The sequence below is a fragment of the Agrococcus carbonis genome (assembly GCF_900104705.1).
Taxonomy (GTDB): domain Bacteria; phylum Actinomycetota; class Actinomycetes; order Actinomycetales; family Microbacteriaceae; genus Agrococcus; species Agrococcus carbonis.
Genome location: NZ_LT629734.1, coordinates 947,546 through 969,132, shown reverse-complemented (window position 1 = coordinate 969,132; position 21,587 = coordinate 947,546). Strand labels below are relative to the sequence as shown.

Annotated in this window: 21 protein-coding genes and 1 riboswitch; of the genes, 7 read left to right on the top strand and 14 right to left on the bottom strand. The window is 73.0% G+C overall.

The genetic code is table 11. From position 1 onward, the window contains the following. The 4 genes from BLT67_RS04655 to surE are packed head-to-tail and all read left to right on the top strand — an operon-like array spanning position 1 to position 3,428. A complete protein-coding gene (locus BLT67_RS04655) occupies positions 1–858 on the top strand; it encodes an ABC transporter permease (RefSeq protein ID WP_092665940.1) in 858 nt (285 codons plus the stop codon). Positions 859–863: 5 nt separating this feature from the next. Further along, positions 864–1,691 carry an ABC transporter permease gene (locus BLT67_RS04650; protein ID WP_407922519.1) on the top strand — a complete coding sequence of 276 codons (828 nt, stop codon included), beginning with the start codon at positions 864–866 and terminating at the stop codon, positions 1,689–1,691. Between the two features lie 40 nt (positions 1,692–1,731). Continuing rightward, positions 1,732–2,670: a 1-phosphofructokinase family hexose kinase gene (locus tag BLT67_RS04645; RefSeq protein WP_092665938.1), complete on the top strand. Its 939-nt coding sequence runs from the start codon at positions 1,732–1,734 to the stop codon at positions 2,668–2,670. Continuing rightward, positions 2,670–3,428, top strand: a complete 759-nt coding sequence (surE, locus tag BLT67_RS04640) for a 5'/3'-nucleotidase SurE (protein WP_092665937.1) — start codon at positions 2,670–2,672, stop codon at positions 3,426–3,428. The genes BLT67_RS04645 and surE overlap by 1 nt, the downstream gene beginning before the upstream one ends. A 57-nt stretch (positions 3,429–3,485) precedes the next feature. Here the strand turns inward: surE and BLT67_RS04635 are convergent, their stop codons facing one another. The 9 genes from BLT67_RS04635 to BLT67_RS04595 all read right to left on the bottom strand — a co-directional run bounded on the left by BLT67_RS04635 (position 3,486) and on the right by BLT67_RS04595 (position 12,399). After that, complete coding sequence (locus BLT67_RS04635) at positions 3,486–4,847, bottom strand: MFS transporter (protein WP_092665936.1); 1,362 nt, start codon at positions 4,845–4,847, stop codon at positions 3,486–3,488. A 218-nt stretch (positions 4,848–5,065) separates the two neighbouring features. Beyond that, positions 5,066–5,539 (bottom strand): 6,7-dimethyl-8-ribityllumazine synthase, encoded by a 474-nt coding sequence (gene ribH / locus BLT67_RS04630; RefSeq protein WP_092665935.1) that lies wholly within the window; start codon positions 5,537–5,539, stop codon positions 5,066–5,068. Between the two features lie 3 nt (positions 5,540–5,542). After that, positions 5,543–6,811: a 3,4-dihydroxy-2-butanone-4-phosphate synthase gene (gene ribB, locus BLT67_RS04625; RefSeq protein WP_092665934.1), complete on the bottom strand. Its 1,269-nt coding sequence runs from the start codon at positions 6,809–6,811 to the stop codon at positions 5,543–5,545. Then, entirely contained in the window at positions 6,808–7,437 is a 630-nt protein-coding gene (locus BLT67_RS04620) for a riboflavin synthase (protein ID WP_092665933.1), read from the bottom strand. Before BLT67_RS04620 ends, ribB begins: the two co-directional genes overlap by 4 nt. Then, entirely contained in the window at positions 7,437–8,453 is a 1,017-nt protein-coding gene (ribD, locus tag BLT67_RS04615; RefSeq protein ID WP_231945588.1) for a bifunctional diaminohydroxyphosphoribosylaminopyrimidine deaminase/5-amino-6-(5-phosphoribosylamino)uracil reductase RibD, read from the bottom strand. Before ribD ends, BLT67_RS04620 begins: the two co-directional genes overlap by 1 nt. 48 nt (positions 8,454–8,501) lie before the next feature. Beyond that, positions 8,502–8,643, bottom strand: a riboswitch (FMN riboswitch). 254 nt (positions 8,644–8,897) lie between these two features. Further along, on the bottom strand, positions 8,898–9,482 hold the full coding sequence (locus BLT67_RS04610) for a GNAT family N-acetyltransferase (protein ID WP_092665932.1): 585 nt from the start codon (positions 9,480–9,482) through the stop codon (positions 8,898–8,900). Continuing rightward, a complete protein-coding gene (trpS, locus tag BLT67_RS04605) occupies positions 9,479–10,474 on the bottom strand; it encodes a tryptophan--tRNA ligase (RefSeq protein WP_092665931.1) in 996 nt (331 codons plus the stop codon). The genes BLT67_RS04610 and trpS overlap by 4 nt, the downstream gene beginning before the upstream one ends. A 23-nt stretch (positions 10,475–10,497) precedes the next feature. Continuing rightward, positions 10,498–11,328, bottom strand: a complete 831-nt coding sequence (locus BLT67_RS04600; RefSeq protein WP_092665930.1) for an exodeoxyribonuclease III — start codon at positions 11,326–11,328, stop codon at positions 10,498–10,500. Between the two features lie 105 nt (positions 11,329–11,433). Then, positions 11,434–12,399: a YihY/virulence factor BrkB family protein gene (locus BLT67_RS04595; protein ID WP_157674174.1), complete on the bottom strand. Its 966-nt coding sequence runs from the start codon at positions 12,397–12,399 to the stop codon at positions 11,434–11,436. 55 nt (positions 12,400–12,454) lie between these two features. Between BLT67_RS04595 and ptsP the strand changes: the two genes are divergently transcribed. Beyond that, positions 12,455–14,104 (top strand): phosphoenolpyruvate--protein phosphotransferase, encoded by a 1,650-nt coding sequence (gene ptsP, locus BLT67_RS04590; protein ID WP_092665929.1) that lies wholly within the window; start codon positions 12,455–12,457, stop codon positions 14,102–14,104. A 37-nt stretch (positions 14,105–14,141) separates the two neighbouring features. Here the strand turns inward: ptsP and BLT67_RS04585 are convergent, their stop codons facing one another. The 3 genes from BLT67_RS04585 to BLT67_RS04575 are packed head-to-tail and all read right to left on the bottom strand — an operon-like array spanning position 14,142 to position 18,104. Beyond that, a complete protein-coding gene (locus BLT67_RS04585; RefSeq protein WP_092665928.1) occupies positions 14,142–15,776 on the bottom strand; it encodes a GTPase in 1,635 nt (544 codons plus the stop codon). After that, a complete protein-coding gene (locus tag BLT67_RS04580) occupies positions 15,773–17,569 on the bottom strand; it encodes a dynamin family protein (protein WP_092665927.1) in 1,797 nt (598 codons plus the stop codon). The genes BLT67_RS04585 and BLT67_RS04580 overlap by 4 nt, the downstream gene beginning before the upstream one ends. A 46-nt stretch (positions 17,570–17,615) precedes the next feature. After that, complete coding sequence (locus tag BLT67_RS04575) at positions 17,616–18,104, bottom strand: hypothetical protein (RefSeq protein ID WP_092665926.1); 489 nt, start codon at positions 18,102–18,104, stop codon at positions 17,616–17,618. Positions 18,105–18,199: 95 nt separating this feature from the next. On the opposite strand from BLT67_RS04575, the gene BLT67_RS04570 reads away from it, so the two are divergent. Then, positions 18,200–18,394, top strand: a complete 195-nt coding sequence (locus tag BLT67_RS04570) for a helix-turn-helix transcriptional regulator (RefSeq protein WP_092665925.1) — start codon at positions 18,200–18,202, stop codon at positions 18,392–18,394. Beyond that, the gene (locus BLT67_RS04565; protein ID WP_157674172.1) at positions 18,381–18,791 is read left to right on the top strand and encodes a hypothetical protein; all 411 of its coding nucleotides are present in this window, start codon (positions 18,381–18,383) and stop codon (positions 18,789–18,791) included. The genes BLT67_RS04570 and BLT67_RS04565 overlap by 14 nt, the downstream gene beginning before the upstream one ends. 61 nt (positions 18,792–18,852) lie before the next feature. On the opposite strand, the gene BLT67_RS04560 is transcribed toward BLT67_RS04565, so the two are convergent. Continuing rightward, positions 18,853–19,776 carry a succinate dehydrogenase iron-sulfur subunit gene (locus BLT67_RS04560; RefSeq protein ID WP_231945587.1) on the bottom strand — a complete coding sequence of 308 codons (924 nt, stop codon included), beginning with the start codon at positions 19,774–19,776 and terminating at the stop codon, positions 18,853–18,855. Continuing rightward, positions 19,776–21,563, bottom strand: coding sequence for a succinate dehydrogenase flavoprotein subunit (gene sdhA, locus BLT67_RS04555; protein WP_092665923.1), 1,788 nt, complete (start codon positions 21,561–21,563; stop codon positions 19,776–19,778). Before sdhA ends, BLT67_RS04560 begins: the two co-directional genes overlap by 1 nt. Positions 21,564–21,587 lie beyond the last annotated feature (24 nt).

Here is a 21,587-nt window from a genome sequence, read left to right as displayed (position 1 = left end):
ATGAGCATCGCAGCGCAGCGCGACCGGGTCGCCGACGAGGGAGGCGTCGACCACGGCGCCGTCGCGCGCCGAGCGCGGGTCTGGGGCTGGTGGTTCGTCGCCGAGCACCGCATCCGCGCCATGCGCGCGTACGTCGCCTCGTGGGTCGCGATCGGCGTCGGCTCGCCGTTCCTCTTCCTGCTCGGGCTCGGCCTCGGCCTCGGGCTGCTCGTGGATGCGAACCAGGGCGCCCAGGGCGTCGACGGCGTGCCCTACCTCGTCTTCATCGCGCCGGCCCTGTCGATGGCGACCGCGATGCAGACGGCCGCGCAGGAGAACACCTACGGCGTCTTCGGCGGCTTCAAGTGGTTCCCGATGTTCTTCGCCATGAACGGCACCCCGATCGGGCCCGCGCACATCGCCGTCGGCTTCCAGGTCTCGGTGCTCGTGCGCGTGCTGCTGCCGCTCGTGGCGTTCTCGGCCGTCATGATCGTCTTCGGGATCGGCACCGCGACGGGTGCGCTGCTGCTGATCCCGATCGGGCTGCTGCTGGCGACCGCAGCCGGCTTCGCCGTCATGGCGTGGGTGTCGACCCAGACCGAGGACCGCGGCCAGCTGTCGTTCGTCGAGCGCTTCGTGGTCGTGCCGCTCACGCTCTTCTCGGGCACCTACTTCCCGCTCGAGACGCTGCCGGCGTTCCTGCACTGGATCGGCTGGATCTCGCCGCTGTGGCACGCGGCCGAGCTCGGCCGCAGCGCCCTCTACGGCGCCGAGCTGCCGCCGGTGATGCTGCTCGTGCACCTCGGCTACCTCGTGCTCGTGGCGCTCGTCGCGTGCCTGCTCTCCATCCGCACCTTCCGACGGAGGCTCGACAAGTGACCGAGCTGCGCACACCTGAGCTCCTCGAAGCGCCCGCCCCGACGGTCCGCGGGCCGCTGCGCGGCATCTACGCCGGCAACACGCGCTCGGTGTTCCTGCGCGGCCTGCACGTGATGGCGCGCACCAACTGGGTGGTCGTGCTGACCGGCTTCTTCGAGCCCGTCTTCTACCTGCTGTCGATGGGCGTCGGCCTCGGCGCGCTCATCGGCACCGTGGAGTTCTACGGCGTCGACGTCGAGTACGCCGCCTACATCGCGCCCGCCCTCATGGCGGTGAGCGCGATGAACGGCGCCGTCTACGACTCCACGATGAACGTCTTCTTCAAGATGAACTTCGCGAAGCTCTACCAGCAGATGCTCTCGACGTCCCTCGGCCCGCTCGATGTCGCGCTGGGGGAGATCCTGCTCGCGCTCTTCCGCGGTCTGCTCTACGCGTGCGGGTTCATGCTCGTGACGACGATGATGGGCCTCAACCTCTCGTGGACGGCCGTGCTCGCCATCCCGGCGGCGCTCGTCATCGCCTTCGGGTTCGCCTCCTTCGGCATGGCGATCACGAGCTACATGAAGACCTTCCAGCACCTCGACTACGTGTACTTCCTGATGATGCCGATGTTCCTGCTCTCGGCGACGTTCTTCCCGATCGAGGTCTACCCGCAGGGCCTGCAATGGGTGATCCAGGCGATGCCGCTGTGGCACGGCGTCGACATGATCCGGCAGCTCACGACGGGGCTCATCCAGCCCTCGATCGGCATCCACCTGCTGTACTTCGCGGCCATGATCGTGCTCGGCCTGTGGTTCACCACGACGCGGCTCCGCGCGCTGTTCCTGCGGTGACGCTCCGCTGACCTCCAGGAGCCCTGCGTAGCGTGGGCGCATGGCTCGCGTGCTCATCTTCGCCCCCGCTCCCATGCTCACCGTGACGATCGAGGAGGTGCGCGGCGAGCCCGACGTCCACCTCCACGTGGGCGGGCAGGGCGTCTGGCAGGCGCGGATGCTCGTGGCGCTCGGCGTGGAGGTCGCGCTCGCGTGCACGGTCACCGGGGAGATCGGGGCGGTCGCGCGGCAGCTGCTCGAGCGGGAGGGCTTCGTCGTCGCGGCGATCGAGCGCGAGGGCATCAGCCCCGCGTACGTGCACGATCGGCGCGGGGGCGAGCGCGTGGCGGTCGTCGAGGCGCAGGGCGAGCCGCTCTCGCGGCACACGCTCGACTCGCTCTACTCGACCGTGCTGCGCGAGACGGCCGATGCGGATCTCGTCATCCTCTCCGGTCCCGAGGGCGACTCGCTCCTGCCGGCCGACGTCTATCGACGGCTCGCGAACGACGTGCGGGAGCTCGGCAAGCCCGTGCTCGTGGACCTCGCGGGCGACCGGCTCGAAGCGGCGCTCGACGGCGGGGTCGACGTGCTCAAGGTGAGCCACGAGGAGCTCGTCGCCGACGGCCGCGTCGAGGACGGCGACGACGAGCAGCAGCTGCTCGACGCGGCACGCGCGCTCGCCCGCGAGGGCATCGCGCTCGTGGCGATCACGCGAGCCGAGGAAGGCTCGATCGTCGTCGGCGAGCACGGAGCCTGGCGCGTCGCCGCGCCCGAGCTCGAGCCGGTCGACACGAGCGGCGCGGGGGATTCCTACACCGCGGGCATCGCGGCCGTCCTCGCGAGCGGCGGCGACCACGACGAGGCGGTGCGCCTGGGCGCCGCCGCGGGCGCGGTCAACGCGACGCGGCGCGGCCTCGGCACCGGCGACGCCGAGGCGATCCGCGCGATCGCCGAGCGGGTCGAGCTGCATCGGCTCGGCGACCACGACGAGGAGGACTGATGCGCGCACTGATCACGAACGACGACGGCATCGACTCGCCGGGGCTCGCGGCGCTCGCCGCCGTCGCGGCCGACGCGGGGCTCGAGGTGGTGATCGCGGCGCCGGCGCACGAGCACTCCGGCGCGAGCGCGTCCATCATCGCCACGCAGGGCACCGCGGTCACCGCGGCGGGCGGCAAGGGCACGGTGCGCTCCGAGCGCCGCGCGATCGCCGGCTTCGAGGGCGAGGCCTACGCGGTGCACGCGGCGCCGGCCCTCATCACGCTCCTCGCGCTGCACGGCTCGTTCGGCGAGACGCCCGACGTCGTGCTCAGCGGCATCAACCGCGGCGCGAACGTCGGCGGCGCGATCATGCACTCGGGCACCGTCGGCGCCGCGCTCACCGCGGGGCAGGGCGGCGTGCGGGCGCTCGCCGTCTCGCTCGACGTCGGGCTCGTCGAAGCGGACGAGCAGCACTGGGGCACCGCCGGCGCGGTCGCCCGCACCGCTCTCGCGACGCTGCTTGGCGCGCCCGCGGGCGCCGTGCTCAACCTCAACGTCCCGAACGTGCCCGACGCCCAGGGGCTCGAGCTCGTCGAGGCGCACCTCGCGCCGTTCGGCATCGTGCAGACGACGCTCACCGAGGTCGCGGGCGATGAGGTGCGGTTGTCCATCCGCGAGCACCGCGCCGACGACGCGCCCGGCAGCGACATGGAGCGGCTCGCCGCGGGGCACGCGACCATCACGCGCGTGCGCACCATCGCCGACCGCACGGTCTGACGACGAGCGGCCGGCCGCCCTCCTCGGGCGACCGGCCGCAGCATCCGTCGAGAGCGCTCAGCGCTCCATGTCGAGATCCTTCGTCTCCTTCGAGAGGAGCAGGGCGATGAGCGTCAGCGCGCCCGCGCCCGCGAGGTAGACGCCGACCCAGAAGACGCTGCCGCCGCCGGCGGTCCACAGCGCCACCGCGATGAACGGCGCGACCGCGGCGCCGAGGATCGACGACACGTTGTAGCTCACGCCCGAGCCGGTGTAGCGCACGTTGGTCGGGAAGAGCTCGGGCAGCAGGGCCCCCATCGGCCCGAACGTGAAGCCCATGAGCGACATGCCGAGGATGAGCCACAGCATGACGCCGAAGAAGCCGCCGCCGGTGAGCGGTACCCACAGCAGGCCGAACGCCATGATCGCGAGCGTCACCCAGATCAGGGTGTTCCGGCGGCCGAAGCGGTCGGCGAGCGGGCCGGAGACCATCGTGAAGATGCCGAAGAAGACGACGCCGACGATGAGCATGAGCACGAACGTCGTGTACGAGTAGCCGAGGCCCGGCACCTCCGCGTCGACCGGAGCCCGGCCGTACGTGAGCGAGAACGCCGTCATCAGGTAGAAGAGCACGTAGGTCGCGAGCATGAAGAAGGTGCCGAGGATGAGCTCCTTCCAGTAGTCGCGGAAGACGGTCGCGAGCGGCATGCGCTGGATGGTGCCGGTCGTCTTCGCCTTCTCGAACGACGTCGACTCGACGAGCTTCAGGCGCACGTAGAGGCCCACGATCACCATGACGGCCGAGAAGAGGAACGGGATGCGCCAGCCCCACTCGAGGAACGCCTCGGAGGGCATCGACGGGTCGTCGCTCGGCAGGAGCGCCGCGATGAGCAGGAAGAGGCCGTTGGCGATGATGAAGCCGATCGGCGCGCCGAGCTGCGGGAACGTGCCGTACCAGGCGCGCTTGCCGACCGGGGCGTTCTCGGTCGCGACGAGCGCCGCGCCCGACCACTCGCCGCCGAGCGCGAAGCCCTGCGCGAGGCGCATGAGCACGAGCAGCGCCGCGGCGATCCAGCCGACCTGGCCGTAGGTGGGCAGCACGCCGATGAGGAACGTCGCGATGCCCATCGTGAGCAGGGCGCCGACGAGCGTGATCTTGCGGCCGTGCTTGTCGCCGAGGTGGCCGAACACGACCGAGCCGATCGGGCGGGCGACCATCGCGGCGCCGAACGCGGCGAACGACGCGAGCAGGGCGGTCGTCTCGTCGCCGGTGGGGAAGAAGAGGTGCGGGAACACCAGCACGGCGGCGGTCGCGTAGACGTAGAAGTCGTAGAACTCGATCGTCGTGCCGATGAGGCTCGCGAAGATGACGCGGCCGCGCGAGTTGGCGGGCTGCTGCTGCGACGACGCTGCGGTCGCCTGGCTTGCGGAGAGGGACATGCTGCTTCCTGGTGGAGGATCGCGCGCGTCGGGTGCGGATGTGCTGCGCGCGGAGGGTTCGGCGCGCTCGTGACGCGCCGGCCGCGTCGGAGTCAGCTTCGGCTCCTGGGGGACGACACTCCAGTGTACCCGCCGGGCCGTGCGGCCCCGGGGTCGCATCCGCCGGAGACGACGCATCCGCCCGGCCACCATGGGTCGGGCGGATGCGTGGGGACGCGTCAGCCGTGCAGCGAGCGCAGCGCGAGGGCGGCCTCGACGACCGCCTCGGCGGCCTCGCGCCCCTTGTCCTCCTTGGAGCCCGGCAGGCCCGCGCGGTCGATGCCCTGCTGCTCGTCGTCGAGGGTGAGCACGCCGAAGCCCACGGGCTTGCCGGTGCGCACCGCGACATCCGTCAGCCCCATCGTGGCCGCCTCGGAGACGTACTCGAAGTGCGGCGTGCCGCCGCGGATGATGACCCCGAGCGCGACCGCGCCGTCGAAGCCCGCCTCGAGCGCGGCCTGCGCCACGACCGGCAGCTCGAACGAGCCCGGCACCGGCAGCTCGGTCACGTCGGCGCCCATCTCGGCGAGCGCGCGGCGCGCGCCCTCGAGCAGCCCGGTGGCGATCCGCTCGTGCCAGCGGCCGTGCACGACCGCGATCCGCAGCCCGCTCGCGTCCAGCCCGGAACCCTCCGGGCGTCCCTCTCCTGCCATGGCTCAGCCCTCTCCCTGCTCGTCGTTCTGCGTGATGCGGTCGGGCAGGCGGTGGCCCATCCGGTCGCGCTTGGCCGCGAGGTACTGCTCGTTGTGAGCGCCGACGCCCACGAGCAGCGGCACGAGCTCGCTCACCTCGATGCCGTGCTGCTCGAGCGCCTCGCGCTTGAGCGGGTTGTTCGAGAGCAGCTTGATGGAGCGCATCCCGCGCTCGCGGATGATCGCCGCGGCGGCGCCGTACTCACGGGCGTCGGCCGGCAGGCCGAGCGCGAGGTTGGCGTCGAGCGTGTCGAGGCCGTCCTCCTGCAGGCGGTAGGCGCGCAGCTTGTTGATCAGCCCGATGCCACGGCCCTCGTGGCCCCGCAGGTAGACGACCATGCCGCCGCCGGCCTGCTGGATCTGCTGCATCGCGTCGTCGAGCTGCGGGCCGCATTCGCACTTGAGCGAGTGCAGCGCCTCGCCGGTGAGGCACTCGGAGTGCACGCGCACGAGCGCGCCGTCGCTGAGCTCGTCGCCGGCGATGATCGCCACGTGGTCGGCGCCCGTCTGGCGGTCGCGGTACGCGGCGATGCGGAAGGTGCCGTAGCGGGTGGGCACGTCGGTCTCGACCTCGAACGAGACCCGCGCCGACTCCTCGTTGTCGCCGCCGCACGCCGTGGGCAGCCCGTCGGCGTCGAGGTAGTCGATGAGGTCGGCGATGGTGATCACGGGCAGATCGTGCTCCTCGCCGAAGGCGATGAGGGAGGGGAGGCGGCGCATCTCGCCGCTGTCCTCCACGAGCTCGCCGATGACGCCGACCGGCTCGAGCCCGGCGAGCTGCATGAGCTCGACCGCGGCCTCGGTGTGGCCGGCGCGGGCGCGCACGCCGCCCTCGACGGCGCGCAGCGGCACGATGTGGCCGGGGCGACGGAGGCTCTCGGGGGTGGAGGCCGGGTCGCCGAGCACGCGCAGGGTGTGCGCGCGGTCGTCGGCCGAGATGCCGGTGCTGGTGCGGTCGGCCGCGTCGACGGTGATCGTGTACGCGGTCTGCCGGGTGTCCTCGTTCTCGAGCACCATGAGCGGCAGGCCGAGCTCGTCGGCCCGTTCGGCGGTGAGCGGCGCGCACAGGTAGCCGGAGGTGTGGCGCACCATGAAGGCCACCCATTCCGCGCTCGCCAGCTGCGCCGACATGATCAGGTCGCCCTCGTTCTCGCGCCCCTCGTCGTCGACGACGATGACGGGCTTCCGGTCGCGCAGCGCCTTCAGTGCCACGTCGATGGTGGTGATGCTCATCGCTTGTCCTCCAGCTGCAGCATGCGCTCGACGTGGCGAGCGACGATGTCGGTCTCGATGTTGACGCGGTCGCCGACCGCGCGGAAGCCGAGGGTTGTGGTGGCGAGCGTCTCGGGGATCAGCGAGACCTCGAACCACTGCTCGGCCTCGTCGGGCTCGCTCACGGCCGAGACGGTGAGCGAGATGCCGTCGACGGCGATCGAGCCCTTGCGGACGACGAGGTGCGCGAGTGCGGGGTCGAGCGCGAAGCGCACCGTGCGCTGGCCGTCGCCGTCCACGACGGAGAGCACCCGGGCGGTGCCGTCGATGTGCCCCTGCACGATGTGGCCGCCGAGCCGGTCGCCGACGGCGGCCGCGCGCTCGAGGTTGACGCGATCGCCCGGGCGGCGGTCGCCGAGCGTGGACATGTCGACCGAGACCTGCATGACATCGGCGGTGAACGCATCCGCCGTCTGCTCGACCACCGTCAGGCACAGCCCGTTCACGGCGATCGAGTCGCCGTGGGATGCGTCGCTGACGGCCAGCGGGCCGCGCACGGTCAGGCGGTACGCGTCGCCGCCCTGCTCGGTCGTGTGGGGCTCGAACGAGACGATCTCGCCGAGCTCTTCGATGATGCCGGTGAACATCACTGCTCGCTCTCTGTCGTGGCCTCGACCAGCAGGTCTCGGCCGAGCTGCTCGAGCCGCGTCACCGCGAGGCGGCGCTGCTCGTCGATGGTGCTGACGCCGATGGCGTCGAGCGCGGTGCGCGGCCCCCCGAGGAGGGTCGGCGCGAGGTAGATGGTGAAGCGGTCGGCGAGCCCGGCGCGGATGAACGCGCTCGCGAGCGTCGGCCCGCCCTCGACGTAGAGGGTCTGGATGCCGTCGCCGGCGAGGTCGGCGAGCTCGCGCTCGAGCTCGTGCCCGGCCGTGCGCAGGCCCCGCGGGTGGCTGCGGAGCGCCGCGTCTGCGGGGATGGCGCGCTCGCCGAAGACGACGGGGACGGGCTGCGGCGCGTCGTCGATGCCCTCGATGCGGGCGGTGAGGCGCGGGTCGTCGGCGAGGACGGTGCCGGTGCCGACGGCGATCGCGTCGTGGGCGCTGCGCTCGCGGTGCACGTGGGCGCGGGCCTCGGGGCCGGTGATCCACTGGCTCGTGCCGTCGGCGGCGGCGGCGCGGCCGTCGAGGGACTGGGCCCACTTGACGGTCACGCGCGGCCGGCCGGTGCGCTGCACGAACAGCCAGTCGGCGATGAGGGCCTCCGCCTCGGCCTCGTCGGTGCGGGCGACGTCGACGCCGCCCTCGCGCAGCCGCTCGGCGCCGTTGCTCGAGGCCTCGCCGGGGTCGGCCGCGCCGTAGACGACGCGCGCGACACCCGCGTCGAGCAGCGCGACCGCGCACGGACCGGTGCGGCCGGTGTGGTTGCAGGGCTCGAGGGTGACGACCGCGGTCGCTCCGGCGGCGCCGCCGGAGGCGAGCTGCGAGAGCGCGTCGACCTCGGCGTGGGCGGTGCCGGCGCCGCGGTGCCAGCCCTCGGCGAGGGTGCGGCCGTCGGGGGAGAGGATGACCGCGCCGACCTGCGGGTTGACGCCGCGCGGACCGCGCAGGGCGAGCTCCCGCGCACGCGCCATCGCGGCGCGCTCAGCGGCGGTGATCTCCGACATCCGTTCCTCTCCGAACGCGCGCGGGGATCAGCGGGGTCGCGTGCGACCCCACGTGCGCCTCCCCTCCGGACTCTCACCGTCGGTGCTGGAATTCCACCAGCTCAGCCGATCGACCGCCTCGGACGAGACGGGCTCACGGGTCGCGGACTCTCACCGCCGGTTCAGACTTGCACTGACCCCGGGCACGTTGCACTGCCACCATACAACTGCGCGATCTCGCCGGGCATTCCCGACCATCCGCCCGCCCGGGGGTGGTCACGACGCGCCGTGTCGCGGCGCGGGCGCGCGGCGCGTCGTGACCACCCCAGGCGCCGACCACGGCGCGTCGTGACCACCCACGCGGCGGATGCGGTGGCGCGCGACGGTCCCGGAGCGGTTCCCCTCGAGCGGTTCCCTCGAGCGGGCCGTCGGGCGGGCGGTCGGGTCGGGTGCGTGGGCGCGCGCTCAGTCGAGCGGCGGCCAGGGGCGCGCGTCCGCGGGCGTACCGCCGGCGACGCGCACCGCGTGGTGCTGCAGCACCCGCTCGCCGCGATGCTCGGCCTCGCGCGTGCCGAGGTAGGTGAAGCCGGCCGCCTTCGCGACCCGCATCGAGGCGAGGTTGCCGTCGTAGCAGGCCCAATGCACCTCGGGCCACGTCAGGCAGCCCTCGGCGTGCCCGACCACCGTGCGCAGCGCATCCGACATGAGGCCCTTGCCCTGGGCGTCGGGGTGCAGCCAGAAGCCGACCTCGCCGATCTGCGTGCGCAGGCCGATCACGCCCGCGAGCGGGCCGCGCAGCGACTCGCGGATCGCCCACACGCGCTCCTCGTGCTCGCCGCGCCAGCCGGCGGGCGCGAACTCGCGCACGAAGGCCTCGGCGTCGGCGCGCGCGTACGGCCACGGCGCGTCGAGCCAGCGGCCGACCTGCGGTGCCGAGCACGCCTCGAGCACGCGGTCGACGTCGTCCTCGCGGAGCGCCGTCAGCACGACCTTGCGGCCCATCACCGGCAGCATCGGGCCCGCGAGCGGCCGATCCGCGTCGGCGCTCATCGCAGCCCCATCGCCTCCAGCGCGCGCCCGAGCGTCGCGTCGGCCACCTCGGCCGCGCGGTCGGCGTTGGCCGCGAGCAGCCGGTCGAGCTCGCCGCGGTCGGCGAGCAGCTCGAGGGTGCGCTCCCGCACCGGTGCGAGCTCGGCGACCACCGCATCCGCCACCGCCGTCTTGAACACGCCGTAGCCCTGGCCGGCGAACTCGGCCTCGAGCGATGCGACCGGCGTGCCCGTCATCGCGCTCAGGATGTCGAGCAGGTTGGTGACGCCCGGCTTCTCGGCCTTGTCGGCGCGGATCGAGCCCTCGGTGTCGGTGACGGCCGAGCGGATCTTCTTCGCGGTCTTGGCCGGCTCGTCGAGCAGCCAGACGATGCCCTTGTCGTTGTCGGCCGACTTCGACATCTTCGCGGTCGGCTGCTGCAGGTCGTAGATGCGCGCGCCGTCGGCGAGGATCTGCGGCTTCGGCACCGTGAACGTCGCGCCGAAGCGCTTGTTGAAGCGCTCGGCGAGGTCGCGGGTGAGCTCGACGTGCTGCTTCTGGTCGTCGCCGACCGGCACGATCTCGGCGTCGTAGAGCAGGATGTCGGCGGCCATCAGGATGGGGTAGGTGAACAGGCCCACCGAGGCCGACTCCTGCCCGCCCTTGGCGGTCTTGTCCTTGAACTGCGTCATGCGGCTCGCCTCGCCGAAGCCCGTGATGGTGCCGAGCAGCCACGCGAGCTGCGCGTGCGCGGCGACGTGCGACTGCACGTAGAGGCACGAGCGATCGGGGTCGATACCGCCGGCGATGTACTGCGCGGCGAGCGTGCGCACCTGCTCGCGCAGCACGTCGGGCGGCTGCGGCACGGTGATCGCGTGCAGGTCGACGATGGAGAAGAAGGCGTCGTAGTCGCTCTGCATCGCGCGCCACTGCTGGAGCGCGCCGATGTAGTTGCCGAGGTGGAGCGAGCCCGAGGAGGGCTGCATCCCCGAGTAGAGGCGGGGGTTGGCCATGGATGCGTTCCTCGTAGGTGTGGTCACAGGTCGTAGTCGACGATGACGGGAGCGTGGTCCGACCACCGGGTGTCCCACGCGCTCGCGCGCTCGACGCGGTAGTCGCGGGCGGTGCTCGCGAGCGCCGGGGAGGCCATGTGGTAGTCGATGCGCCAGCCCACGTCGTTGTCGAACGCCTTCCCGCGCTGCGACCACCACGTGTAGGGGCCGTCCTGGTCGGGATGCGCGGCGCGGCCGACGTCGACCCAGCCGTGCCCGCGGCCCCGCACGCCGTCGACGCCCGTCACCATGCCGGTGCCGAAGAAGCGGTCGAGGTGGCTGCGCTCCTCGGGCAGGAAGCCGGCGTTCTTCTGGTTGCCCTTCCAGTTCTTGATGTCGAGGGGCGTGTGGCCGACGTTGAAGTCGCCCATCACCACGACGTGGTCGGTGTGCGCGCGCAGCTGCGGCAGGCGCTTGCCCATCGACTGGAGGAACCGGAACTTGTCGTCCTGCTTGGGCGTGCCGACCTCGCCGCCGGAGTGCACGTACGCCGAGACGACCGTCAGCAGCGTCTCGCCGTGCAGGAAGTCGGCCTCGAGCCAGCGGCCCTTCGTGTCGAAGGTCTTGAGCCCGATGTCGGTGCGGTGCTCGATCGACGGCTCGCGCGAGAGCACGGCGACGCCGGCGCGGCCCTTCGCCGTCGCGGGGTCATGCAGCACGTGCCAGCCCGGCACGAGCGGCAGCAGGTCCTCGTCGAGCGCGCGCACCTCCTGCAGCGCGACGACGTCGAAGTCGCCTGCTTCGAGCCACTCGCCCATGCCCTTGCGGAACGCGGCGCGCACGCCGTTGACGTTGACGGAGGCGATGCGGACCATGCCACCGAGCCTACCGAGCGCCGCCGACGCCTCCTGCCTCGCCCGCCGTCCGCCCGTCGGTCGAGGAGCGCGCGCCGCAGGCGCACGCGTCACGAGACCCGCTTCTCAGCGGATGCGCTTCGCGAGCCGCTTGTGCAGCCGCACCTGATCGTCGCCCGCGCGCTCGCTCGCGTGCAGCTCGTCGAGCAGCTCCTGCGCCTTCTCGGGGCTGAGGCGCGCATCGATGCCGCCTGCCTGCACGAGGCGCGTGTAGGCGCGGCCGGTCGGTCCGACCGCGACGAAGGCGAGCACGAGCAGCAGGATCTGCATGATGAAGCCGAACCAGATGAGGATGATGACCGGCGCCGCGACGCCGGCGAGCAGCGGGTTGTTCTCGACCGCGCCGAACAGCAGCGTCGCGACCTGCTTGAGCACGAAGAACGCGACCGCGCACGCGAGGGCTGCGGGCACGACCTGCTTCGCCGGGAGCCGCAGCCGGCCGCCGAAGCGGTACAGCAGCAGCACGATCGTCGTGTCGAGCGCGAGCTGCACGAGGATGCCGATGACGGCGGCGGCCCAGCCGAGCCCCACCGCCTCCACGAGCGCCGTGGCGACGACCTGCACGCCGGCCGAGACGACCACGAGCAGCCCGATGCCGACCGCGACGCCGAGGTCGCCGAGCTTGAGCAGCACGAAGCTCGCCTTCGGGTCGTCGAGCTCGAACATCGCGCGGAAGCCCTCGCGGCTCACGCCGATCCACGCGATCGCCGTGAACACGATCGACACCGCCGCGATCGCGCCGGCCCAGCCGACGATCGCCGAGCCGGTGAGGGAGTCGACGTCGATCGCGGCGCCCTCGCCGATGAGGCCCGGCACCGAGCGCGAGATCGACTCGATCACCGCATCGCGCAGCTGCACGTTGCCGCCGAGCACGGCCATGAAGATCGCGAAGGCGACGAAGAGCGCGGCGAAGATCGACAGGAACGCCTGCAGCGTCATGCCCTGCGAGAGCACCGGGCCGTTCGTCGCGCCGTAGCGCTGCCAGGCGCGCACGGGTCTCCACTGCTGCACCCGCTCGATGAGCTGCTTCACGAGGACCCCTCTGCTGCGATGGCGACGGTTCGGCGGCCCAGCGTAGTGTGGCCGCATGAGTGCGCTCTCAGGAGTCGGAGTCGGTCGCGGCATCGCCGTCGCGAAGGTCCTGCGGATGCCGGAGCCCCTCGCGCCGCCGAGCGACGAGCCGCTCGAGGCCGACGCCGCCGCCGAGCACGAGCGGGTGCGCGAGGCGCTCGCGGCGGTCGCGGCCGATCTCGACGCGCGGGCAGCCGCTGCCGGCGGCGACGCGCAAGCGGTGCTCGAGGCGGCGTCGCTCATGGCGCAGGACCCGGCGATCCTCGACGACGTGCGCACGCGTCTCGACGGCGGGGCGAACGCCGAGCGCGCGACATGGGACGCGTACGCCGCGTTCCGCGACATGCTCACCGCGATGGGCGGCTACATGGCCGAGCGCGCGACCGACCTCGACGACGTCGCGCAGCGCGTCGTCGCGCGGCTGCGGGGGGTCCCCGCACCCGGCGTGCCCGTCTCCGACGAGCCCTTCATCCTCGTCGCGCGCGACCTCGCGCCCGCCGACACCGCGACGCTCGACCTCGACAAGACGCTCGCCCTCGTCACGCAGGACGGCGGCCCGACCTCCCACACGGCGATCCTCGCGCGCTCGAAGTCGCTCCCGGCGGTCGTCGGCGTCGTGGGCCTGCTCGCGGCCGCCGCAGACGGGCAGCGCGCGATCGTGGACGCGAAGGCCGGCACCGTCGTGCTCGACCCCGACGACGCATCCGTCGCCGCCGCCCGTGCCGAGCGCGAGATGCGCCTCGCCGCCGCATCCGCCCCCGTGACGCCCGGGGCGCTCGCCGACGGCACGCCGGTGCCGCTCATGGCCAACGTCGGCAGCGCGAAGGACGCGCCCGCTGCGGTCGAGGCGGGGGCGGAGGGCGTGGGGCTGTTCCGCACCGAGTTCCTCTTCCTCGGCGCCTCGACGGCACCGACGGTCGAGCAGCAGACCGCGGCGTACACGGATGTGCTGCGCGCGTTCCCGGGGAAGAAGGTCGTCGTGCGCGTGCTCGACGCCGGGGCCGACAAGCCGCTCGCGTTCCTGAACGACGCGCACGAGGAGAACCCGGCGCTGGGTCTGCGCGGCATCCGCGCGCTGCGGGCGAGCGAGCAGATCCTGCGCGACCAGCTGACCGCGCTCGCGGCGGCGCAGGAGGCCACCGACGCCGACCTGTTCGTGATGGCGCCGATGATCGCCGATCGCGAGGAGACCGAGTACTTCGTGCGGCTCGGGCGCGAGATGGGCCTGCGCAGCGTCGGCGCGATGGCCGAGGTGCCGTCGATCGCGGTGCTCGCCGACCAGGTGCTCGAGGTCGCCGACTTCGTCTCGATCGGCACGAACGACCTCACGCAGTACACGATGGCCGCCGACCGGCAGCTCGGCTCCGTCGCCGCGCTGCAGGATCCCTGGCATCCTGCCGTGCTGCGGCTCGTCAAGATGCTGGGGGATGCGGGGGCCGCGGCGGGCAAGCCCGTGGGCGTGTGCGGCGAGGCCGCCGCCGACCCGGCGCTCGCGGTCGTGCTCGTCGGGCTCGGGGTCACGTCGCTGTCGATGAGCGCGTCGGCGATCGCCGACGTGCGCGCCGAGCTGCTCACGGTGACGCGCGAGGAGGCGCGCGAGCGCGCAGCCCGCGCGCTCGCGGCGTCGTCCGCCGCCGCGGCGCGAGCCGCGGCCGCGGCGCGCTGACCCTGCTCCTCCTGCCCGCTCCGGCGGTGGCCCAGGGCTAGGGAGTGCGGCCAGCCGCGCGCGCGAGCGCGACGGCGAACTCCCTGGCGCGCTCGCGCTCGCCCTCGACTGGCAGCACGACGTGCTCCCGCGCGACGGCCCGCACCTGCGCGCGCAGCCGCCGCCGAGCCCGCGAGCGCCTCGCCGCCCCGACCGCGCCGCCGATGAGCGCGCCGAGGAGCCCGAGCACGATGCCGAGCAGCACGCCGCCGAGCAGCCCGACGAGCGGCACCGGCCAGCCGTCGAGCCACGTCTCCGTCTCCGCGACCTGCGGGATCGCCGGCGCGACCATGTCCCACAGCGGCAGCACGAGCGGCAGCAGCAGCCAGACCCCGCTCACGACCGCGACGATGAGCACGAGCCACTGGATCGCCGCGAGCAGCGGCCACCACCAGGAGGCGCGCGCGCCGAGGTCGGTGCGGGCGACCGCCCGGTCGAGCTCCGCCGGGAGCGCCTCGAGCGCATCCGCCGCATGCTCGCGGATCGCCGCCGACCAGCCGGCGCCGAGCCCCTCGGCGGCCGTCTCTGCGTAGGCGCGCACCGCGAGGCCGGCCTGCGCGCGCTGCGCCGCGGTCATCGGTGGCAGGCTCGTGCGGTGCACGTCGGCCTCGCGGCCGCGCTCGCGCCCGAACGCGAGGTGCAGGCGCCGCAGCGGATCGGGCGCGAGCCGCAGCATCCACGCCGTGAGCGGCCAGCCCGTCACCTGTCCCGCTCGCTTGCGGTACGAGCCCGCGACGGCGGCCGCGACGGCGTCGACGCCCGCAGCCGCGGCGAGCCCGCGCTCGAGCGCCTGCGCGTCCGCGCCCCGCAGCCGGCCCGGCGCACCCGCGGGCTCGAGCCGGGCGGCGACCGATCGCACGTCGGCGGTGAGCCGCTGCGACGCCGCCTGCCGCTCGGCGGCGAACGCGGCGATCCGCTGCCGCAGCGCGTCGATGCCCGTGCCCTCGGTCGCCGAGACCGCGAGCACCTGCACCCGCTCGAGCCCGTCGCGGCGCAGCAGCCCCTGCAGCGAGTCGACGACGTGGGGCACCTCGGCCGCGGGCAGTCGATCGACCTGGTTGAGCACGGCCGCGGTGACGGATGCGTGGGCCGCGAGCGGCGCGATGAACTCGCGGTGGATCACGGCGTCGGCGTACTTCTGCGGGTCGACGACCCAGACGAGCACGTCGACCTGCCCCGCGAGCCGCTCGGCGATCGCGCGGTGCTCGATCGCGACCGAGTCGAAGTCGGGCAGGTCGAGCAGGATGAGCGAGAGCTCCTGCGGCCGCCCGCGCGCATCGGTCGCGAACGGACGCTCGATCACCCGGCGGTCGTGCACCTGCAGCCAGTCGAGCAGGGCGGATGCGCCGCGCGGGTCCCAGACCGCGGCGAGCGGCACGGCGGTGGTCGGCCGCCGCACGTGCGTGCGCGCGATCGGCTCGCCGACGAGCGCGTTCATGAGCGACGACTTGCCCGATCCCGTCGCGCCGAAGAAGCCGACGACGGTGTGCTCGCTCGAGAGGGAGCGGCGCTCGCCGGCGCGCTCGAGGATGCGCCGCACGTGCTCGAGGTCGGCCTCCGGCACGCGGCCGGCGCCGAGCTCCGCCGCCTCGTGGAGCGCGCCGAGCAGGTGGTCCACCGCGGGCGCGCTCACCGCAGCGGCTCCTGCGGACCGTCGCCCGGGACGGCGCCGATGCCGGCACCGCCCGCCGCCACCTCGGCCATCGCCGCCTCGAGCCGCCTCGCCGCCTCCCGGAGCGTCTCGCCGTCGGCGCCCGCCTCGACGGGCGCGAGCAGCGCATCCCAGCGCCCCGCCTGCTCGCGCAGCAGCGCGTGCACGCGCGCGTCGAGGTCGTCGCGGGCCTGCGCGGCCAGGCGACGCACCGCATCCTCGCCGAAGATCGTCTCGAGCAGCTTCTGCCCGACGACCGCCGAGCCGCCCGCGATCGCGAGCTCGCCGCCGGTGAGGCCGCCGGTCGAGGCGAACACGACGACCATGAGCGCGACCGTGATGACGTTGAGCCCGAGCGACATCACGCGCGCCTTCGTGCGCTTGCCCGCCGCCTGCTCGCCGATCAGCTCGACGAGCGCCTGCTGCCACTCGCGGACGAGCCGGGCGGCGTGCTCGGAGACGTCGGGGGAGGGATGCGCGAGATCGGCGCCGTCGGTGAGGGCGCGGCCGACCGCGGAGTGGCGCACGCGCGCCCACGCGTCCGACGCCGCTCGGCCCGCCTCGTCGAGCATCACGGCGTGCAGGCCCGTCTCGATCTCGTGCTCGACCTCGATCGGCGGTGCGGGCCTGCCCTGGAACCACGCGGTCACGCGGTCGCGGGTGCGCGAGAACCACGACTCGAGCGTGCGGAAGACGTCGGAGGTGCCCACGAAGTCCTGCCAGCGCGCGAGCACCTCGCCGCGCAGCAGCACGCCGTCGCGCGTCGCGTCGCCGATGCGGTCGGCGGCGTCGTCGTGGGCGCCCAGCACCGTCTCGCGCAGGTCGCGCGCGACGGCGAGCTGCTCGTCGCGGGCGTCGGCGATGGCTGCCGCGGTCGCGGCGAGCCGGCCGACCGCGCCCGCGAGCGTGCGCCCCGCGACCCGCGCGCGCTCGGCCCGGTCGCCGGCGATGGCGGCGAGCCACGCGCGCACGCCCTCGGCGGCGTCCGCCGGCAGCATCCCCCGCTCGTCGAGCGTCGACTCCGCGATGACGAACACGGGGGCGGATGCGAGGCCCCGGGCCGCGAGCATCTGCCGCAGGTCGGCCTCGACCTCGTCCTCCGCTCCGGGCGGCACGCGGTTCAGCACGATGCCGACGGTGATGTCGCGAGACGCCGCATCGTCGAGCAGCCGCCACGGCACCGCGTCGGCGTAGCGATTGGCAGTGGTCGCGAACAGCCACAGGTCGGCGGCCGCGAGCAGCTGCGCGGCGAGCGCCCGGTTCTCGTCGGCGATCGAGTCGACGTCCGGGGCGTCGAGGATCGCGAGGTCCTGCGGCACGCGCTCATCGGCGACGAGCACGACCGAGCCGATCTGCCCGGCATCCGGATCCTCGCCCGCCTGCTGCGCCGGCGCATCCCGCACCGCGCCCCGCACGCGGGCGAGGCCGGGCAGGATGCGCGTGGACGCGAACCAGGCCGCGTCGCCCGGCGCGTGGAGCAGGATGGGCTGCCGCGTCGTGGGACGAATGACGCCGGTGCGGGTGACGGGGAGGCCGACGAGCGCGTTGACGAGCGTCGACTTGCCGGCGCCGGTCGAGCCGCCGACCACCGCGAGCAGCGGCGCCTCGAGGTCGCCGATGCGCGGTCCGACGTAGTCGTCGATCTGCCGCACCGCCGCCGCCCGCGCCTCGCGCGCCGCGTCCGCCGCCGCCGTCGGCAGCGGCAGCGGCACCGACTCGAGCGCCGAGCGCAGGACGTCGAGCCGGTCGAGCGCGGCGAGCGTGGCGTCGTTCACGCGGCCAGTCTGCACCACGCGGCCCCGCGCCGACCGGGGAGGGGCGTCAGCGCAGCGAGAGCAGCTCGGCGCCGCCGAGGGCGAGCAGGCCGAAGGCGGTGCCCCACGCCACGATCGAGATGCACTGCCACACGATGACCGCGTTGCGGGACGCGCCGAACGACACCATCGCGCCCGAGGTGATCTGGCTCGGCAGGACGGTCTGGCCGAGCAGGCTCACGCCCGGCACGCCGAAGCGGTCGAACATGCGCTTGAGCCGCAGCCGCCGCGGGCTCGGCTCCGGGCCGTCCTCACCGGCCCGGCCCGCCAGGACCTTGGTGCGCGCGGCATCCGCCGTGAGCACGAACACGAGCATCGACGCGGCGTTGCCGACGACCGCGGCGACGATCGCGACGACCGGGTGCACGCCGGCGAGCACGCCGATCGCGGCGCCGAAGTAGCTCTCGACGAAGGGGACGGCGCTGATCAGCATGACGCCGATCCACTGCGCCCAGGCGGGCAGTCCGGTCGTGAAGTCGGAGAGGGCGTCGAGCATGGGTTCCTCCAGTGCTGGTTCGGATGCGGGTGACAAGCGGACTTAACATGTCAAGCATGCTTGTCATCGCCTCCCGTGTCAAGTACGCTTTCCACATGGAGAGCCGCGTGCGGGAGCGCCGGCAGGCCGAGGGCCTGTCGCAGCAGGCGCTCGCGCAGGCGATGGGCGTCTCGCGCCAGACGATCAACGCGATCGAGACCGGCCGCTACGATCCCTCGCTCACGCTCGCCGTGCACCTCGCGCGGCACTTCGGGACGACCGTGGAGGAGCTGTTCGATGTCGACGCGTAGGTGGCTGCGGATGTCGTGGTGGAACGCGCTGCTGGTCGTCGCCGTGCTGTGCGGCGGGGTCACGCTCGCACTGCTCGACCGCTGGGGATCCGCGGGCATCCTCCTGCTCGTCGCGCTCTTCACCGGCGCGAGCGCGGTCTACGCGCGATCCGGGCGGGCGAGCGACGTGACGCGGCTCAACGCCGCCGAGTACGCGGACGAGCGCGACCGCGCCGCCGCGACGCGCGGCTTCGCCGCCGTGGGCGTGGTGGCGCTCCTGCTCTCGCTCGCGGTGCTCGTCACCGGCCAGGTGCTGCTCGAGCCCGGCAGCGCCATGCGCGTGGTGCTGTGGCTGCAGTTCATCGGGCTCGTGGTCGCATGGGGCGTCGCGAACGTCGTCGCGCTGCGGCGCTCGTAGCCCCGGAAGCGGCGAGGGCCGGCACCCTCACGGATGCCGGCCCTCGCCGAAGGCAGTCGCCCTAGCGCTTGACGCCCGTCATCATCGCCTGCTTGACCTCGGCGATCGCCTTGGTCACCTGGATGCCGCGCGGGCACGCATCCGTGCAGTTGAAGGTCGTGCGGCAGCGCCACACGCCCTCCTGGTCGTTGAGGATGTCGAGGCGCACCTGCGAGGCCTCGTCGCGCGAGTCGAAGATGAAGCGGTGCGCGTTCACGATCGCGGCGGGGCCGAAGTACTGGCCGTCCGTCCAGAACACCGGGCACGAGGTCGTGCACGCGGCGCACAGGATGCACTTGGTCGTGTCGTCGAAGCGCTCGCGCTCGGCGATCGACTGGTGGCGCTCCTTCTCGGGCTTCGACGAGGCCTGCAGGAACGGCTGGATCTCGCGGAAGGAGTCGAAGAACGGCTCCATGTTCACGATGAGGTCCTTCTCGAGCGGCAGGCCCTTGATCGCCTCGACGTAGATGGGCTTCGAGACGTCGAAGTCCTTCACGAGCGCCTTGCACGCGAGGCGGTTCTTGCCGTTGATGCGCATGGCGTCCGAGCCGCAGATGCCGTGCGCGCACGAGCGGCGGAACGTCAGCGACGGGTCGATCTCCCACTTGATGCGGTGGAGGGCGTCGAGGATGCGCTCGGTCGCGAACATCTGCACGTCGTAGTCGACCCAGCGGGGCTCGTCGTCGACCTCGGGGTCGAAGCGGCGGATGATCACCGTGACGGGGAAGCTCTGCGGCTCCTCGACCGGCTCCACGGCCTCGACCGGGCGGTCGTGGCCCTCCTGCGCGGAGTCGACGGGCGCCGGAGCGGTGGACTCGGCGCTCACGGCCTGCGCGTCGGTGTCGGTCGCGTCGACGGCGGCCTCGGCCTGGGCGCTCGGGCTCCCGGTCTCGGATGCGCCCTCGCTGCCGAAGCTGTGCTCGTTCTTCTGCTCGCTGTCAGCCATCAGTACTTCCTCTCCTGCGGCTCGTAGTGCGTCACGCGCACGGGCTTCCAATCCAGGCGGATCTCCTGCGGCACGCCGACCTCGCCCGCCGTGCGGTAGGCCATCGTGTGCTGCATGTAGTTCTCGTCGTCGCGCGTCGGGTAGTCGTCGCGCATGTGGGCGCCGCGCGACTCCTTGCGGTTGATCGCCGACACGACGACGATCTCGGCCAGATCGAGCAGGAAGCCGAGCTCGACGGCCTCGAGCAGGTCGGTGTTGAACCGGCGGCCGCGGTCGTGGATGCGCACGTTCGGGTAGCGCTGGCGCAGCACGGCGATGTCGGCGAGCGCGGCCTGCAGCGTCTCCTCGGTGCGGAACACCTGGGCGTTGCGGTCCATCGTCTCCTGCAGCGCCTTGCGGATCTCGGCGACGCTCTCGGTGCCGGTGCCCTCGCGCAGCTGGGCGAGCAGCTTCACGACGCCGTCGGCGGCGTCGCCCGGCAGGTCGACGAAGTCGGCGCCCTGCGCGTACGCGACGGCGTTGTTGCCGGCGCGCTTGCCGAAGACGTTGATGTCGAGCAGCGAGTTGGTGCCGAGGCGGTTCGCGCCGTGCACCGAGACGCACGCGCACTCGCCGGCGGCGTAGAGGCCCGGCACGACCGTGTCGTTGTCGCTGAGCACCTCGGCGTCGTTGTTGGTGGGGATGCCGCCCATCGCGTAGTGCGCGGTCGGGTAGACCGGCACGCGCTCGACGACCGGGTCGACGCCCAGGTAGGTGCGCGCGAACTCGGTGATGTCGGGCAGCTTCGTCTCGAGCACCTCGGCGCCCAGGTGGGTGCAGTCGAGGTAGACGTAGTCCTTGTGCGGGCCGGCGCCGCGCCCCTCGAGCACCTCCTGCACCATGGAGCGCGCGACGATGTCACGCGGCGCGAGGTCCTTGATCGTGGGGGCGTAGCGCTCCATGAAGCGCTCGCCGGAGGCGTTGCGCAGGATCGCGCCCTCGCCGCGCGCGCCCTCGGTCAGGAGGATCCCGAGGCCCGCGAGGCCCGTCGGGTGGAACTGGTAGAACTCCATGTCCTCGAGCGGCAGGCCCTTGCGCCACACGATGCCGACGCCGTCGCCCGTGAGGGTGTGGGCGTTCGAGGTCGTCTTGTAGATCTTGCCGAAGCCGCCGGTCGCGAAGATGACCGACTTGCCCTGGAAGACGTGGATCTCGCCGGTCGCGAGCTCGTACGCGACGACGCCCGCGACGCGCTGCACGCCGTCGACCTCTGCCATGACGAGGTCGAGCGCGTAGAACTCGTTGAAGAACTCGACGCCGTGCTTGACGCAGTTCTGGTAGAGCGTCTGCAGGATCATGTGACCGGTGCGGTCGGCCGCGTAGCACGCGCGGCGCACGGGCGCCTTGCCGTGGTCGCGCGTGTGGCCGCCGAAGCGGCGCTGATCGATCTTGCCGTCCTCCGTGCGGTTGAACGGCAGGCCCATGTTCTCGAGGTCGTAGACCGCGTCGATCGCCTCGCGCGTCAGGATCTCAGCGGAGTCCTGATCGGTGAGGTAGTCGCCGCCCTTCACGGTGTCGTACGTGTGCCACTCGTTGCTGTCCTCCTCCACGTTGGCGAGCGCCGCGGCCATGCCGCCCTGCGCCGCACCCGTGTGGGAGCGCGTCGGGTAGAGCTTCGTGATCACCGCCGTCGACGCCTTCGGCGCGGCCTCGATCGCCGCGCGCATGCCGGCGCCGCCTGCGCCCACGATGACGACGTCGTGCTGGTGGTAGTGGATGCCGTCGGTGACGGAACGCTGATCAGCCATGTACCTGGGGGTCTCCGGATTTCT

Coding starts and splice junctions, on each gene's coding strand:
- BLT67_RS04610 (WP_092665932.1), bottom strand. CDS start 9,482: ATGAGCGCCGACGCGGATCGGCCGCTCGCGGGCCCGATGCTGCCGGTG.
- sdhA (WP_092665923.1), bottom strand. CDS start 21,563: ATGGCTGATCAGCGTTCCGTCACCGACGGCATCCACTACCACCAGCAC.
- BLT67_RS04645 (WP_092665938.1), top strand. CDS start 1,732: ATGGCTCGCGTGCTCATCTTCGCCCCCGCTCCCATGCTCACCGTGACG.
- BLT67_RS04600 (WP_092665930.1), bottom strand. CDS start 11,328: ATGGTCCGCATCGCCTCCGTCAACGTCAACGGCGTGCGCGCCGCGTTC.
- ribD (WP_231945588.1), bottom strand. CDS start 8,453: ATGTCGGAGATCACCGCCGCTGAGCGCGCCGCGATGGCGCGTGCGCGG.
- BLT67_RS04570 (WP_092665925.1), top strand. CDS start 18,200: ATGGAGAGCCGCGTGCGGGAGCGCCGGCAGGCCGAGGGCCTGTCGCAG.
- BLT67_RS04620 (WP_092665933.1), bottom strand. CDS start 7,437: ATGTTCACCGGCATCATCGAAGAGCTCGGCGAGATCGTCTCGTTCGAG.
- BLT67_RS04560 (WP_231945587.1), bottom strand. CDS start 19,776: ATGGCTGACAGCGAGCAGAAGAACGAGCACAGCTTCGGCAGCGAGGGC.
- BLT67_RS04565 (WP_157674172.1), top strand. CDS start 18,381: ATGTCGACGCGTAGGTGGCTGCGGATGTCGTGGTGGAACGCGCTGCTG.
- ptsP (WP_092665929.1), top strand. CDS start 12,455: ATGAGTGCGCTCTCAGGAGTCGGAGTCGGTCGCGGCATCGCCGTCGCG.
- ribB (WP_092665934.1), bottom strand. CDS start 6,811: ATGAGCATCACCACCATCGACGTGGCACTGAAGGCGCTGCGCGACCGG.
- BLT67_RS04575 (WP_092665926.1), bottom strand. CDS start 18,104: ATGCTCGACGCCCTCTCCGACTTCACGACCGGACTGCCCGCCTGGGCG.
- surE (WP_092665937.1), top strand. CDS start 2,670: ATGCGCGCACTGATCACGAACGACGACGGCATCGACTCGCCGGGGCTC.
- trpS (WP_092665931.1), bottom strand. CDS start 10,474: ATGGCCAACCCCCGCCTCTACTCGGGGATGCAGCCCTCCTCGGGCTCG.
- BLT67_RS04655 (WP_092665940.1), top strand. CDS start 1: ATGAGCATCGCAGCGCAGCGCGACCGGGTCGCCGACGAGGGAGGCGTC.
- BLT67_RS04635 (WP_092665936.1), bottom strand. CDS start 4,847: ATGTCCCTCTCCGCAAGCCAGGCGACCGCAGCGTCGTCGCAGCAGCAG.
- ribH (WP_092665935.1), bottom strand. CDS start 5,539: ATGGCAGGAGAGGGACGCCCGGAGGGTTCCGGGCTGGACGCGAGCGGG.